At 43.6% G+C, this 15,519-nt stretch carries 12 protein-coding genes; 6 read left to right on the plus strand and 6 right to left on the minus strand.

Annotated elements, in window-relative coordinates; translation table 11 throughout:
- Positions 1-60: 60 nt before the first annotated feature.
- Entirely contained in the window at positions 61-660 is a 600-nt protein-coding gene (locus KW060_RS00835) for a c-type cytochrome (protein WP_249036581.1), read from the plus strand.
- A gap of 62 nt (positions 661-722) precedes the next feature.
- Here the strand turns inward: KW060_RS00835 and KW060_RS00840 are convergent, their stop codons facing one another.
- The 3 genes from KW060_RS00840 to KW060_RS00850 all read right to left on the minus strand — a co-directional run bounded on the left by KW060_RS00840 (position 723) and on the right by KW060_RS00850 (position 3,476).
- The gene (locus KW060_RS00840; RefSeq protein ID WP_249036582.1) at positions 723-1,586 is read right to left on the minus strand and encodes a C40 family peptidase; all 864 of its coding nucleotides are present in this window, start codon (positions 1,584-1,586) and stop codon (positions 723-725) included.
- A 28-nt stretch (positions 1,587-1,614) separates the two neighbouring features.
- Entirely contained in the window at positions 1,615-1,971 is a 357-nt protein-coding gene (locus tag KW060_RS00845) for a MarR family winged helix-turn-helix transcriptional regulator (protein ID WP_249036583.1), read from the minus strand.
- A gap of 98 nt (positions 1,972-2,069) precedes the next feature.
- A complete protein-coding gene (locus KW060_RS00850) occupies positions 2,070-3,476 on the minus strand; it encodes a leucyl aminopeptidase family protein (RefSeq protein WP_249036584.1) in 1,407 nt (468 codons plus the stop codon).
- Positions 3,477-3,545: 69 nt separating this feature from the next.
- On the opposite strand from KW060_RS00850, the gene KW060_RS00855 reads away from it, so the two are divergent.
- Positions 3,546-4,181 (plus strand): glutathione S-transferase family protein, encoded by a 636-nt coding sequence (locus tag KW060_RS00855; RefSeq protein ID WP_249036585.1) that lies wholly within the window; start codon positions 3,546-3,548, stop codon positions 4,179-4,181.
- Here the strand turns inward: KW060_RS00855 and KW060_RS00860 are convergent.
- Positions 4,178-4,876: a hypothetical protein gene (locus KW060_RS00860; RefSeq protein ID WP_249036586.1), complete on the minus strand. Its 699-nt coding sequence runs from the start codon at positions 4,874-4,876 to the stop codon at positions 4,178-4,180. The genes KW060_RS00855 and KW060_RS00860 overlap by 4 nt on opposite strands.
- Before the next feature lie 150 nt (positions 4,877-5,026).
- Here KW060_RS00860 and KW060_RS00865 point away from each other — a divergent pair, with 150 nt between their 5' ends.
- Entirely contained in the window at positions 5,027-6,340 is a 1,314-nt protein-coding gene (locus KW060_RS00865) for an APC family permease (protein ID WP_249036587.1), read from the plus strand.
- A 45-nt stretch (positions 6,341-6,385) separates the two neighbouring features.
- Entirely contained in the window at positions 6,386-7,645 is a 1,260-nt protein-coding gene (locus tag KW060_RS00870) for an APC family permease (RefSeq protein WP_274757339.1), read from the plus strand.
- A 25-nt stretch (positions 7,646-7,670) separates the two neighbouring features.
- Here the strand turns inward: KW060_RS00870 and KW060_RS00875 are convergent, their stop codons facing one another.
- Positions 7,671-9,233 carry an amidohydrolase gene (locus tag KW060_RS00875; RefSeq protein WP_249036589.1) on the minus strand — a complete coding sequence of 521 codons (1,563 nt, stop codon included), beginning with the start codon at positions 9,231-9,233 and terminating at the stop codon, positions 7,671-7,673.
- Positions 9,234-9,349: 116 nt separating this feature from the next.
- Positions 9,350-11,497, minus strand: coding sequence for a TonB-dependent receptor plug domain-containing protein (locus KW060_RS00880; RefSeq protein WP_249036590.1), 2,148 nt, complete (start codon positions 11,495-11,497; stop codon positions 9,350-9,352).
- Positions 11,498-11,913: 416 nt separating this feature from the next.
- On the opposite strand from KW060_RS00880, the gene KW060_RS00885 reads away from it, so the two are divergent.
- Together KW060_RS00885 and KW060_RS00890 are read left to right on the plus strand one after the other, a co-directional pair.
- Positions 11,914-14,787 (plus strand): molybdopterin oxidoreductase family protein, encoded by a 2,874-nt coding sequence (locus KW060_RS00885; RefSeq protein ID WP_249036591.1) that lies wholly within the window; start codon positions 11,914-11,916, stop codon positions 14,785-14,787.
- Positions 14,787-15,518 (plus strand): 4Fe-4S dicluster domain-containing protein, encoded by a 732-nt coding sequence (locus KW060_RS00890; RefSeq protein WP_274757307.1) that lies wholly within the window; start codon positions 14,787-14,789, stop codon positions 15,516-15,518. Before KW060_RS00885 ends, KW060_RS00890 begins: the two co-directional genes overlap by 1 nt.
- Position 15,519 lies beyond the last annotated feature (1 nt).

Raw genomic sequence — 15,519 nt, forward strand, 5'->3', positions numbered from 1 at the left:
TAGGGATAATTTTTGAATACTCTTTAAATATTTTACTGTTAATGATTACGGGGATTTACCGTGAATTCACATGATTTAAATAAATTCGCCATGGGCATCTTGATTGCGATGCTTGGCCTTATTGGTTTCAACCTTATTGCTGAAGAGATTTTCCATCAGGATCCACTGACTGCAAATGCATATCCAATTGATACATCTGCGGTTGCATCTGCAACTGTGGCAACGGCTGCTGTTGAAGAAGGGCCATCTATCGCGGAACTAATGCAAACTGCTGATGCTGAAAAAGGCGCTGGCGTATTTAGAAAATGCGCAGCATGTCATACAACAGAAAATGGCGGTGCTAACAAGATCGGTCCTAACTTATGGAACGTTGTTGGTAACGATGTTGGTTCAAACAGTTCATTTGGCTACTCTGACGCTGTTCTTGCCGTTGAGGGTGGTTGGACTTATGAACTTCTAAACAGATATCTTACTAAGCCAAAAGATGCGATCCCTGGTAATAAAATGGTTTTCGCTGGTCTTAAAAAAGGTTCTGACCGTGCTAACGTAATCATGTATCTACGTTCATTCTCTGATGCTCCTATTGAACTTCCAACAGTTGCTGCTGTTGAAGAGGCAGTAGAAGAAGCCGTAGAGGCAGCTGCACCAGAAGCAATGTAATTTAAATTACATAACAGAATTAAAAAGCCGCTGAATTTTCAGCGGCTTTTTTTGTGTTTTGATTAAATGCAAAATGAAACGCGTTTAATGCAACTAAGCGGTGGTTTGTCTGTTTGGAAGCTGACTATGTCGATAACCTCTTTTAACGGATCAATGCTGACGCGCATATGATGGGCATTGGCGTGTAGCAAATGCATATCATCAAGCATAATGCCAACGTGGCCCGGGAAAAAGGCCAGATCACCATATTCGGGGACCTCATCTTCTTTTAAGGCATTGCCAAAACCTGCTTCCTGAAGGTCAGCATCACGGGGTACGGAAATACCGATGGATGCAAAGGCAATTTGAACAAGACCGCTGCAATCAATTCCCGCGTTTGTTCTGCCACCCCAAAGATAAGGGGTATATAAAAACTTTAACGCTTCCGATACGGCGTCCTTGCCGTAATCCTTGGCGATATGGGTGGCATAAATCCAATTGCCATCAGCAAGCGGAACAAAACCATTTTGCTGTTTTTCATCAATGACGGCGACATCCGACATCATGTGAATTTTATCAACCGGCATGGATTTCAGATTTGGTTCTGGATAAATATGTGTGCTTAAGGCACTGACATGGTGGGTCGCAGCATGCAAATCAGGTGTTAAGTTTCCAACCGGACAATAGCCTACATAACCATCCTTAATTGATTGGCCCCATGCCCATCCGTCATTTATTTCAAAGACATTGAAATATTCACCGAACAAAAGCTGGCTGACCATTGGTTTTGAATAGCCCGCCTCTGGATAAAGTGGTGCAACGCCAATTGCCACCTGATATTTATCAGGTTCTTTAAACAGGGTTGCTTTGACTTTGTCTTTGAGATTGATGTCGGCGATATCGTCACGATATGCGTATATACGCTTATCCAGATCCATATGTGTCATTTCCCGCCCTAAGGTATTGTTTAATTTTTTATTCTTCTTCTTGTGCTTCGTCATTTGATCTTTCGATCATCTCTGCGAAATCCGTAAGGAAAACTGCCCCTTTAACAGTACGTGTGATGAATACATTTCTTTTATCTTTTTCATCACGGATCCTTTTTACCAGACCAAGGATACTCAATGTATCCACGCAGCGGGTAATCACCGGTTTTGAAACATCAATGGCAGCGGCAAGTCCGCGAACAGTATGCTGTTTTGGTTCAAGATAAACCGCCAATAAAACACTTAGCTGTCGGGCCGTGAGATCCGGCCCCTTCTTTAGAACAATGTTCGAAAGGGTTTGTTTCCAGAGTTTTAATCCGGCATGACCGCTAAGTTCAAATTCCATGATACTACCCATATTACTATATTTTGCACTCTTACAACCTAGATAATGCCAAGGAATCAAAGATTTATCAATGAATTTCTAAAATCAGCGGCTTCAGATTATCCGAAACGCTCTGATAAATATGCGAATACGGCTCTTATTCCCATCGCTTCGCCCCCCTTTGGTTTGCCGGGGCGGTCACTGGCGTTCCATGCATATACATCAAAATGTATCCACGGAATATCTTTACCAACAAAGTGTTTTAGAAAGAGTGCCGCAGTAATTGCGCCGCCAAATCCACTGCTTCCCACGTTATTGATATCAGCGATGCTGCTGGAAAGCATTTTACGGTATGGCGTATATAAAGGCAGTGGCCATAACGGGTCATGATGATCATGCTGAATTTCAAGAAGTTTGCTATTCAATTCCTCGTCATCTGTGAAATATGGCGGAACATCGACACCCATGGCAACCCGCGCTGCGCCTGTTAGTGTCGCGAAATCAATCATTAATTCAGGGTTTTCTTCACTGGCAAGCGCAATGGCATCGCATAATACAAGCCTGCCTTCGGCGTCGGTGTTACCGACTTCAATCGTTGTGCCTTCGTAACTTTTGATGATGTCGCCTGGTCTAAAGGCATTGGCGGAAATATTATTTTCCACGGCCGGGATCAATACACGAAGCCTGATTTTTAATCCCACTTCCATGATCATTTGCGCTAACCCCAATACATGGGCGGCTCCGCCCATATCTTTTTTCATCGTCAGCATGGCACTTGATGGTTTGATATCAAGTCCGCCGGTATCGAAACAAACCCCCTTACCAATAAGCGTGATTTTTGGGTCATTTTCATCACCCCAAGTGATATCAATTAATCGCGGCTCTTTTTCAGCCGCACGTCCAACGGTATGGATTGTCTCATATCCTTTTTCAAGCAGGTCATCACCGACGGTAATGTCACATGCCGCGCCATATTCTTTCGCAAGTTCTTGGGATGCGTCCGCCAATTCCGTTGGTCCCATATCACACGTAGGGATGTTGACCAGGTCACGGGTTAAGTTGGTGCCATTAATAATGGCTGATATATGGTCAAAGTTACAATTTTCAGGGGCGATAAGAACTGCGCATTTGTCATTTTTTTCTTTTAGATATTGATCGAATTTATAATGGCCCATCGCCCAGCCAAAAGCAGCCATTTCTGCTTGATTGTTGGGTAGGTCTGTTTCGATTTTATAAGTCCCGTTACTCAGCGAAGATGCAATTTTAGAAAAGAACCACGGGTCACTTTTTTTGGCATCAAAAATAATACTTATGTTGCCAATTGTGCCTCCTTCACCCGGGAACTTAACCAGATCACCATGCTTTTCTTTTATCTGGTTTGCCGCAAGCCAGCTTGTATGAGTATCAGACAAGCTATCTTTCCATTCATCCAGTTCATTAATATTAATTAAATGAAGGGGAATGTGGTTTTCATCAGATGAATTTATCACGGCGAAATGATTTTCGGTATTTATGTATTTAGGCACTTGCAATCCTTGTTATCTCGGTTATCGTGCCATTGTAATATGGCTTTTAAAAAATGACAGGATAAATTGATGTCTGACTTTACTTTAATCATTGGCAATAAAAATGTATCAAGCTGGTCGCTGCGTGGTTGGCTTGCGGTTAAACATTCGGGTGTGGATTTCGAAGAAATTCTGATCAGACTTCGCCCAACGTGGAACCAAGAAGAACTTGATGCCTTAACGCCAGCCAGTAAAGTTCCGGCGTTAAAACGTGGGGATATGTATATTTGGGATAGTCTTGCCATCGCGGAATATATGGCGGATTTATATCCTGAAAAAAAATATTGGCCAGCGGATGTAAATGTTCGTGGTCACGCAAGATCGGTTTCTGCGGAAATGCATTCGGGGTTTGTGCCGTTACGATCTATTATGCCGATGGATTGTCTAAATTCATATGACACGCCGGAAATGACACCGGAACTTGAAAAAGACATTAATCGGGTAATGGATATCTGGACGGAATGCCGTGAAAAATATGGCGATCAGGGACCATATCTTTTTGGTGAATATTCAATAGCCGATATGATGTATGCACCGGTGGTGTTCCGGTTCAAAGCATACGGCATTGAATTGCCGGAAATCATTCAGGATTATTGCAATAGCATGTTAAGTCACGATGACATCAAAGCATGGCTTGATGATTGTGATGCGGGTGATATCGCCTAAAGATCACATCTTTGTACGCTGGCGTCAGCAAAACTTGTGCGGCCAGCGGTGATGCTGAAGCGGTATTCTGAACCACCGGTGATCACGCTGTGATATAGGGGAAGTGTGCCTGAAATATCCTGTTTTTCACCGCCCGGCATCATAAAACTGATAAAGACTTCTTTCGCAGGATCAAACCATGCTTCCGGTGCGCCGTTTTCATTCATCACTGAACTTCCGGTACCGGATACGGTAATCAGACCACGGTAATAACTGGCTGTTGATACTTCATCCGGTGAAACGGGGGTAAGCACCATGAAACGTTTGCTGTCAATTTCTGCGTCACATGTGGCATCTTTGGAAATGCCGCTGATGATGTTTTCCATTCTGGCAAGGTCCACGCCTTCGTTTGCTTTGGCTGTAACGACGGCAATAACGTTTCTCATGTCTTCATTAGGTAGAAGCTGTTTCATTTGATCGAGTTCTGCCTTGTCTTGGCCCAGCTCGACTTTTAATTTTTCATTCTCGGCCGCTTGATTTTCGTATCTGGTTTGCCAGATCAGCACTTCTTCCTGTGCAACAGAAAGTCCAATTTCATGGGCGTAATAACCAATCCCGCCACAAAGGCCGACGACAAAAACAAATTTGATCATGGCCCATAATCTTCTTTTGCGGCGTTTTTGAACTTCTTTTCTATGTACGAGACCTAATGACATGTTTTTTCCGAAATTTGATATCTAATTGATTATTATATTATGTGAATTGTGTGAAAATTAAAGATAAAATATTTTTTGTTATATTTATGACGGGATTTTTATTATGTTTCATAAAAGCAATCAATAAAAACACAAAAAATAGGGAAATTAATGAGCGGCGATATCAATATCGAAGCCAATGAAGCTAAGTTAAAACGTGACATTGGGTTATTTGCAGCAGGATTATTAGTATTAAATGGTGTCATCGGTGCCGGGATTTTTGGACTTCCCGGGAAGTTAGTTGAACAAGCCGGCATTTGGGGGCCGTGGCTTATTATCATATTTGGTGTTTTAATTTCATCGGTTGTTTGGACGTTTGCCTCTATCGCCAGTTATTTTAATACGACAGGTGGCCCGGTCGCCTATGCAAACCGTGCCTTTGGTCCATTGGTCGGATTTCAGACGGGTTGGCTATTATATATTGGTCGCGTCACCGCGATTGGTGCCAATACCAACGTACTTGTGACATATGCCCTTGATTTGGCGTCAGTGGCAGATACCGAGATACTGCGTGGGTTTTTATTATTCCTTATTATCGGTGGCTTGGTCGCCATTAATATTATGGGCGTCAAAAGAACGGTTAAAGCGATTAATTTAATCACAATGATTAAAATCCTGCCTGTGCTTTTATTGATATTACTTGCGATACCGTACCTTACACCGGATAAAGTATTCCCAGCGGGCGTTCCTGAATTTGATCAGGTCAGCGGCCTTGTGCTTGTTATTCTTTATGCCTTTGTTGGCTTTGAAGGGGCGCTTGTAACGGCTGGTGAAACCAAAAACCCAAAGAAAACAATTCCGCGTGCGCTCTTTACTGGGATTTTTGTTATCACAGCAATCTATTTCCTAATCTCGCTTACTTATGTGAATGCGGTGGAAAATACCGGTGGTGATACGCCGCTTATCGATATGGGTGAAGTGCTGATGGGGCAGGTCGGTGTGGTGATGATCGTGATTGCGGCGATCTTTTCTATCCTTGGTAATGCGACGGCCATCGTGGTGGCTGCCCCGCGTATGACATTTGCGATGGCAGAGGAAGGATCGCTTCCAGCGTGGTTTGCGAAGGTTCATGACAAATATTCGACGCCTGCAAATTCGATTATGTTCTTAGGGGTGCTTGCATTCTTACTGGCAATTTCAGGAACTTTTATTTATCTGGCAGCGGCGAGTACGCTCGCGCGAATGATTGCCTATATCATTTGTATGGTTTCACTGCCTAGGATTAGAAAGAAAGCAGATAAAGAAACACTGGAAAATGCAACACCGCTTCCTGGTGGGTACCTAATTCCGGCGATAGCCGTTATTGTTTGTGTGTTTGCAATTCTGCAGGCGGACATCATTAACTGGGCTTATATCGCGGGCTTTATTGCACTTGGTAGCGGTTTATATTTTGCCAATTATATTTTTACCAGAAAATCAGAATAAATAAGGATTTTTGATATCGTTGAAAAAGCATCATTAAAACGTGAGATTGGTTTTTTAGCCGCGTGTTTTTTGGTGCTAAACGGTATTATCGGTGCGGGTATTTTCGGCCTTCCCGGAAGGCTCGTTAATGCCGCCGGTGATTTTAGCCCTTGGCTTATTTTAATCTTTGGGTTTTTAACGCTCACAGTCGTTTGGTCGTTTGCGTCCCTTGCCAGTTATTTCAGTGATACGGGAGGGCCGGTAAAATATGTATCGAAAGCGTATGGCACCCTTATGGGGTTTCAAGTGGGATGGCTTTTTTATATCGGCCGAATTGCGGCATTTGCTGCCAATGTAAACCTGCTTTTTGATTATGGCATGTATTTGTGGCATGGCGCAGAACCGGGTTTATTCAGAAATTTGATGATCGCTTTCGTGGTTGGTACTTTAACCATCATCAATATTTATGGCGTTAAAAAAGCGGTCGGCGCGATCAGCATACTGACTTATTTAAAGCTGTTACCGCTTTTATTGTTAGTGTTGTTGGGCTTAAGCCACATACCCGCTGAAAATTGGACGCCAGGCGAAATGCCAAGCTTTGATGATACGGGTGCGGTGGTTCTGTTGATCTTTTTTGCCTTTACAGGCTTTGAATCGGCACTTGCATCCGCAGGGGAAACAAAAAATGCGAAAAGAACATTGCCGATTGCATTGATGGCAGTGCTGATTTTTTCAAGCATCGTTTATTTTATGTTGCAGCTTGTCTATGTGTCGGTTGCACCGACCAATATTACTGAAGCGCCGCTTGTGGAACTGGGGCGGATTTTTATGGGGCCTGTGGGTGGCACCTTTATCATATTGGTCGCGATCTTTTCTATTCTTGGCAATGTGTCGGGGATTGTTTTATTTGCATCACGCACATCATTTGCCATGGCCCATGAAGGAACGCTGCCGAAATGGTTCGGTAATATCCATGAAAAATATTATACGCCGTCCAATTCGCTTTTATTTCAGGGGGGATTGGTGATCCTGCTCGCGACCACAGGAACCTTTGTTTATTTGGCGGTGGCGGGAACGCTTGCCAGAATGATCGCTTATTCGATTTGTATTTCCGCACTTCCTTTTGTAAGACGAGATGCGACAGAAGAAGAGCGTGACAAAGCTTTTAAAATTCCGGGCGGATATGTCATCCCGGTGATTGCTATTTTTGTATGCATTTTTGCGATGACACAATCGGAACTGCGAAATTGGTATTATCTAATTTCTTTTGTGGGGCTTGGCAGTTTCTTATATTTTCTAAATACCAGAATGAAGAAGGGCGACTGAATAGCCGCCCTTTTAATTTCTAATTTCAAGGTAATGTCGGATATTCAATACCGAGCTGTTCCAGATAAGTATTATACCGTTTTGGATCATAGTATAGCTTTTCAAGTTCAGGTTTGAACTTGGCCATGATGTCCACATTTTTCTCAATCGCCGGTTTTTCAGTGGCACTAATAAAAGGCACGTATGTGGCTTCTTTTAACTGAACATCATTAAAATATCTTTTCGCATCTGCCAGTATTTGAGGATCCATAAACAAATCGACCAATGTTCTGGCGATAACCTTTGCACCCACAACGGATCCTTTATGGGCGACGGGGGTTGCCATGGCGATGGTGTTGCGCCAGTTATGACCACCCAGGTTATTAATATTGGCCGGGAAGCGCAGGTTAATGGTTGGCACAAGCCACGATATATCACCGATGTCATCTGATCCACCACTGATCGGATATTCGGATGGGCCGCTTAATTCATTGACTTCTGTCTTTAAGCCTGTTGGTTCTGTATCCGCCAGTCTTTGAACCGCTCTTGCGAATGTTTGGTCTTTCTGATCCCATTCTGGCATACCGATGACTTGAATATTTTTATCGACCGCCTCTGCAATTGCTTTGTTAAAATGCCTTGGCCATGCGCCACCGACCACACGGTGTGATACGGTTGTGTCGGTCATGAGCGCAGCACCCTCGGCCGTTTTATTCAGCTTTTCATAATTTTCCAGAATTTTTTCTGCGGTCATTTCTCGAATGTAATACCAAACGGACGCGGTTTGCGGCACAACGTTTGGCTGATCACCACCATCGGAGATAATATAATGTGATCTTTGTAATGGATGCAGATGTTCACGACGTGCGTTCCATCCTGCATTCATCAATTCAACCGCATCTAGGGCGCTTTTGCCGCGCCATGGTGCACCCGCACTATGGGAGCTTTCCCCTTTAAATGTATATTCCACGGAAATAAGGCCCGTGCCATTGGCTTTCCCCCATGATACACCAAGATTACCGGATACATGGGTGAATAAGACGGCATCCACTTCATCAAATACCCCTTCACGGGTCATGAATGCTTTTCCGGCAAGTAATTCTTCTGCGATGCCTGGCCAGATCATGATGGTGCCGGGTAAATTTTCGCGCATCATCACATCTTGCATGGATAGCGCGGCTGCAATGATAACTGCCATACCGGAATTATGCCCTTCGCCGTGGCCCGGTGCGCCTTCGATCATCGGGTCTTTATAAGCGACGCCCGGTTTTTGCGATGCTTTTGGAATACCATCAACATCTGTGCCTAAAGCGATTACCGGATGACCACTGCCCCATTTGGCAACCCAGCCGGACGGTAGTCCCGCCACATCTTTTTCAACACGAAAGCCGTTATCTAATAGAATATCGGAAAGGTAACGTTGTGTTTCATATTCCTGAAAACCCAGTTCGGAAAAACTGAACAGGCTATCGACGATTTCCTGCACCATTTTTTTATTATTTTCAACTGTTTGGGTGACTTCATTTTTGATGGCTTCGATTTTTGCTGTGTCCTGTGCCGATGATAATGATGGTAAAATCAGGCACATAATTGCGATCAACAGACGCATATATTCTCTCCCTAAATATATTTTGATGTATTATGGGATAAGAAAATCATGAAGTCAAAAAAAAGGCCGGGTCATTAAAGCCCGGCCAGTCCATAAATGGAGTTTATTTTTAGATATTAGAATGAACCTTGTAACGTTAGCGAGAATACACGTTGTTGTGACGCTTCACGGATTTCATTGTAATTTACATTACCCAGTGAAATGTTTCCTGTGTATTTTGTCAGGTCGTAACCTGTTTTCGCTTTAAGAATATTTTTCGCGTCAAACCTTAGCTTCATATTTCCGAATACAAGCTGTTCAACATAAAATGATGCTTTTGGTTCGATGGTTTTTTCCCATAATTCAATAACGTCTGTTCTAAAACCAACTGAACCGCCACCTGGGCCTACAGGACCTTTATTAGTCACGCTGAAACCATATGACGTACCAGTACTTGGCAGATCATGTTGGAATGAGACGAGCCATTCATGTTTTTGGACATATTGAATAGGGCGTTCCATTTCAAGGAATGGATCCATGGCTTCTGTTTCACGCAGGATATATTTACCGCTGATGATCGCATTTGGAAGATCCATTGCCTTAAGGCGCCAGCTACCGTTAATCTCTACACCGTATTCTTCTGCGTCACCAATGTTGCCCGGAACCGAAAGGGTTACAACCTGATTGATGTTATCTGGGGCAGGAAGGTCTCCGCTATAGACACCAATTCTTGCGATATGGTCACGGATTTTATTATAGAAACCTCGGATTGCGATCGAGCCCTGATCATCGGCAAAACGATTTTCATAGGCCACGGAAAATTCAAGACGGTCTTCTGGAACCAGTTCGCCGTTACCGCCATCTGTTTCACCATCTTCGGCGTCAAAGTTACTACCGAAAGCGCCGAAATCAAGCTGACTGATTTTACGTTCTGCTGTCACACGAATTTGGTTTTGCTCGTTGATATCATAACGAAGGTTCATACGTGGCTTCAGGAATGAGAAGTTACGGCTGTTATCCGGTACATCATTGATATTATCTGTCTGTGTGATTTTTGAAAATTCAGCATTCAATGAACTTTGAAGCGAGATATTTGAGGCAATAGCATAGTTATGACTGATGAATGCTTCTGCGCGTTTTTCCTGTGTGTCCGTGTCGTTAGTTCCTGGTAGAACAACACCATCAAAACGTGTCGTTTCCGTTGATGTACCGACATCATTGATCGCAACTTCGCCGCCATATTCAATGGTGTGTACTTCTGCGAATGTTTGGGTCAGTGAAGCACGAAGAATTTTTTCACCGTGTGTACGAGTACTGAAGTTTGTCACATCTTCGCTGATTTCAGCGCCATTAAGGCCGCTTTCAAAAATTCTTGTGAAATCATGTTTACCGTGGTTGATCACGAATAGTGCTTTTAATAATCCGACATTGTCGAAACGGCGCTCATAGTCACCACCAAATTCCCAGTGGAAGGGGCGATGGTATGTTGTTCTTGATACTTGGTAATCATCGCCAGCGGTTAGGGTTCTTGAATCGCCAAAAACAGAGAAAGTATTTTCTGCAAGGTGGGATTGATTATCCAGCTCAATTGTATCCTGTGTGTCAAATTCAAGCTGACCATTCAGGCGCAGGATGTCACCATTTTCACCATTATATTCGATGCCGCCGTTCACAAGCGCTTTTTTCTGATCCATATTATTGGTCAGCATATTGTCTTGATACTGTGTGCCATCGGCAAAGAAGAATGTATCATTAAAATTTCTTCGTGTTTGCTTGATCGCTGAATCAATCGCCAAAGAATATTTTAAGCGGTCGACTTCACCAGTATGCGTAATTTTAAGAAGCGGGTTAACAGACGCGCCATCAACATATTCACCACCACCAATCCAAACAGTGTTTGATTTGGATGCGCTTTCTTTCATCACAACGTTAATGATCAAGCCTTCTGATTGCACATCAAGCCCGGCTTTTGTTCCGCGGATCAGTTCAATATAACTGACAGAGTCCGCTTGAATACGCTTTAGCTGAAGACCAAGTGAGTTTGTTTTACCTGCGATACGCTTACCATCAATAAGGATCTGGTCACCGTTTGAGCCAAAACCACGTACACGACGACCGCCTTGTTCTTCATCGGCTTGTGCGAGTAGTGCTGCTGTTCCAGGGACGCTTCGTAGCATATCTTGAAGTGTTACAGGGTTATATTGAACAAAGTAATCTTCTTTATATGTTACAGTTGATGAATTGTCGTCAGTTGTTAGTTCCTGGGCGAGGGCTGTCGTTGACATCAAAGACATCATCGTCAAACCAAATATGGTTTTCTTGTTAAGCAACACAGTAATTATCCTTAAAAAAATATATATATTAGTATTATTTAATATTTATGGCGCTGCTTGCTAAATGTTTCCCCTGCTAACATCAAACTCAGACGCAGTTATGCCAAAACGGGAAATGTAATATCATAACGTTTGTGCGCTGTCTAGTATCGAGTGGCGTGATATAATGTGATTGTGGGAAAATTTTGCGATTCAATCTTATTTTCTGGAAAGTGTTTCTTAACCTGCATGGCTGTTGAAAAAATATTCTAATGTTGCTCATGAATTAAACGATATAAACAAAATATTACTATTTGAAGTTATGTTAAAAAGTTTAAAGTATAAAGTAGATCACAAAAATATATCAGGGTAAACGACAGCGGGACTTCATGAAAATCGATAATAGTACAGAAATTAAAACCACGACTTGTTATATGTGTGCTTGTCGCTGTGGGATTAATGTTCATTTAAAAGATGGGCGTGTTAAATATATCGAAGGAAATCCAGATCATCCTGTTAATGAAGGGGTTTTATGCGCCAAAGGGTCCGCAGGGATCATGCAGCATTATTCCCCGGCAAGGTTGACATCCCCATTAAAAAGAGTGGGTCCGCGCGGCAGCGGTGAATTTGAAGAGATTTCATGGGAAGAAGCCATGGAAATCGCCACCGAAAAATTGGCTACTGTCCGTAAAAAAGATCCAAAAAGATTGGCTTTCTTTACCGGGCGTGATCAAAGTCAGGCGCTGACCGGATGGTTTTCCGCCAAATTCGGCACCCATAATTATGCGGCCCATGGTGGGTTTTGTTCTGTGAATATGGCCGCCGCAGGGCTTTATACCGTTGGTGGGTCATTCTGGGAATTTGGTGAACCGGATTGGCATCAAACCAAATATTTTATGATGTTTGGTGTCGCCGAAGATCATGACAGTAACCCGATTAAAAAAGGGATCGGCACCGTCAAATCAAGAAAAGATACAAAATATGTGTCCGTCAATCCGGTGCAATCTGGATATGCGGCGATCGCCGATGAATGGCTTGGTATTCGACCGGGAACAGATGGGCTTTTTGTTGGCGCGCTTATATCAGAGCTTTTAAAATCAGAAAAAATCGATTGGGATTTTCTGATCCGTTATACCAATAGCCCGTGGCTTGTAATTGATAACCCGGGTTCTGCTTATCATGGTCTTTTTGCCCGTGACGGTGCGGATAATCCGCTTTGTTATGATCAGGATTTAGGAAAAATTACGCCTTTTAAATCCGGAACATCAAAACCCGCTATGGTGGGTGAATTTGATCTTGGCGATGGTACGGTTGCGGTGCCGGCGTTTCAGCATATCATTCAGGAATTTATGGGCGAAAAATATGATCTTGGTATGGTTGAAACGGAAACCGGAATTGCCGCAAAAGACATAAAAAGAATTGCCGCTGAAATTGCCGAGACCGCCTTTGATAATGAAATTATTATTGATCAACCATGGACGGATAGCTTTGGTAATAAACATGAAAAAATGATTGGTCGCCCTGTATCATTCCATGCCATGCGCGGTATTGCCGCCCATAAAAACGGCTTTGAAACATGCCGGATGATCCATTTATTGCAGATGTTACTGGGTGCGATCGATGTGCCGGGCGCGTTTAGATATAAGCCACCATTCCCAAGACCGACACCGCCCCATAAGAAAAATGCGACAAATGCCGCAGCACCGGGTGAAGAATGTACCGCGGAACCGCTTGGTTTCCCATCAGGACCAGAAGATCTGGCCGTTGATGAAAACGGAAACCCAACAAGGCTTGATAAAGCTTTCTCTTGGGAATATCCATTAGCGATCCATGGAATGATGCATATGGTGCTGCATAATGCATGGGCGGGTGATCCGTATAAAATCGATGTTTTGATGATGTATATGGCAAACATGGCGTGGAATTCATCCATGAATGCGGAAAATGCCATCAAATATTTAACGGATAAAGATCCGGAAACGGGTGATTATAAAATCCCGTATTTCATTTATTCGGATGCCTTTTATTCGGAAACGGTGCCTTATGCGGATCTGGTGCTGCCTGACACAACCTATCTTGAAAGATGGGATGCTATTTCCATGCTCGACCGACCAATTGGAACTGCTGAGGCTGCGGCCGATTCAATCCGTCATCCTGTAGTTGCGCCTGACCGTGATGTAAGACCATTTCAGGATGTTGTTCTTGATCTTGGTGCAAGACTTGGGCTTCCGGGAATGGTGGATGATGATGGTAAGGCGCTTTATCCCGGTGGGTATAGTGAATATTTGATGGGCCATGAACGGGCACCGGGCGTTGGCCCGTTATCCGGCTGGCGCGGTAAAGATGGTGAAAGCCACGGTAAAGGTGCACCAAATAAAGATCAGTTAAAGAAATATATTGATAATGGGTGCTACTGGGAATTTGAACTTCCAAAAGATCAGCAATATTACCGTTTCGCCAATCAGGAGTATTTGGAAACTGCGACCAAAATGGGCTGGATGGGGTCACCTGAGGCAATCACGCTTAATGTCTATAATGAAATGTTGCAAAAATTCCATCTCGCGGCAGAGGGGCATGGGGAACATACACCGCCAGAAGCACAGAAAGATCATATCAAAACGTATTTCAATCCTGTGCCGACATGGTATCCGGTTCTTGAACACGTGGATAAATACAGCAGTGAATATCCGCTTTCGGCATTAACGCAACGCCCAGCCCATATGTATCATTCATGGGGCAGTCAGAATGTATGGCTTAGACAGCTGACATCACAGAATTACCTATATATCAATAGTGACACTGCAAAATCACAAGGCATTGATGATCTTGACTGGGTTTGGGTCGAAAGCCCGTATGGGAAGGTTCGGGTGCAAGCCAAATATATGGATGGGCTTAATCCGGGGACGGTCTGGACTTGGAACGCGATCGGCAAGCGCCGCGGTGCATGGTCACTGGATGAAAAATCACCGGAATTTCAAAAAGCATTTCTGCTTAATCATGTGATTTCAGAAGTCCTCGAAGATCAAGATGGTAACAAGATTTCAAATTCCGATCCGGTAACGGGACAGGGCGCGTGGTTTGATACACGTGTGAAGGTCACAAAGGCCGACGACCAAAGTGATGAGACAACAGCACCACTTCTTGATCCGGTGAAATTTTATGACAAGCATCCGCGCCCGGATGTGATGCAATATGGGTTTGATAAAAATCAGCCATTTGATGAATATGAACGTTCTCTTGGAACAGATAAGGAGGAAGTATAATGACCTGCTTACCTGAAAAAACTGATAAAAAACTTGGGTTGCTTATTGATCTAAATATCTGTGTGGGCTGTCATGCTTGCGCGGTAAATTGTAAAGAATGGAACACAAGCGGCATCACTGGCCCGATGGAAGATTTAAAGCCATACGGTGATGACCCAAGTGGCGTTTGGTACAACCGCATTCACAGTTATGAATTTAAAAAGGAAGGTGAAGCCGACCGTACCGTTTATTTCCCGAAATCCTGCCTGCATTGTGAAGATGCGCCATGCGTGACGGTATGCCCAACGGGTGCGTCACTGAAAAGATCAGAAGACGGTATTGTGCTTGTAAATCCGGATGTTTGTATTGGCTGTAAATTATGTTCTTGGGCGTGTCCATATGGTGCACGTGAATATGATACGACCGGTGGCGTGATGCAGAAATGCACATTATGCGTTGATAAAATTTATGATGAAACTATTCCCGAAGAAAGACGTCAACCGTCATGCGTGACAACTTGTCCGGCGGGTGCACGTCATTTTGGTGATTTCGCAGATCCAAATTCAAATGTTTCGAAACTGGCCAGTGAAATGGATGGTCGTGACCTTTTCCCGGAAATGGAAACGAAACCGGTCAATCAGTATTTGCCGCCACGCAAGCGTGAACAGCATACGGACCGGACACTCAATGAAAAAGTATCAAGCGTTAAAGATGCCCTTGTAAAATGGGCCAAATTGGATTTTACGGGGTAAT

This window comes from Pseudemcibacter aquimaris, from assembly GCF_028869115.1.
Classification (GTDB): Bacteria; Pseudomonadota; Alphaproteobacteria; order Sphingomonadales; family Emcibacteraceae; genus Pseudemcibacter; species Pseudemcibacter aquimaris.

What these genes read in the sequence shown, in the direction of transcription:
- KW060_RS00840 (WP_249036582.1), bottom strand. Translation starts at nt 1,586, where the DNA reads ATGACACATATGGATCTGGATAAGCGTATATACGCATATCGTGACGAT.
- KW060_RS00845 (WP_249036583.1), bottom strand. Translation starts at nt 1,971, where the DNA reads ATGGAATTTGAACTTAGCGGTCATGCCGGATTAAAACTCTGGAAACAA.
- KW060_RS00855 (WP_249036585.1), top strand. Translation starts at nt 3,546, where the DNA reads ATGTCTGACTTTACTTTAATCATTGGCAATAAAAATGTATCAAGCTGG.
- KW060_RS00860 (WP_249036586.1), bottom strand. Translation starts at nt 4,876, where the DNA reads ATGTCATTAGGTCTCGTACATAGAAAAGAAGTTCAAAAACGCCGCAAA.
- KW060_RS00865 (WP_249036587.1), top strand. Translation starts at nt 5,027, where the DNA reads ATGAGCGGCGATATCAATATCGAAGCCAATGAAGCTAAGTTAAAACGT.
- KW060_RS00875 (WP_249036589.1), bottom strand. Translation starts at nt 9,233, where the DNA reads ATGCGTCTGTTGATCGCAATTATGTGCCTGATTTTACCATCATTATCA.
- KW060_RS00880 (WP_249036590.1), bottom strand. Translation starts at nt 11,497, where the DNA reads ATGTCAACGACAGCCCTCGCCCAGGAACTAACAACTGACGACAATTCA.
- KW060_RS00885 (WP_249036591.1), top strand. Translation starts at nt 11,914, where the DNA reads ATGAAAATCGATAATAGTACAGAAATTAAAACCACGACTTGTTATATG.
- KW060_RS00890 (WP_274757307.1), top strand. Translation starts at nt 14,787, where the DNA reads ATGACCTGCTTACCTGAAAAAACTGATAAAAAACTTGGGTTGCTTATT.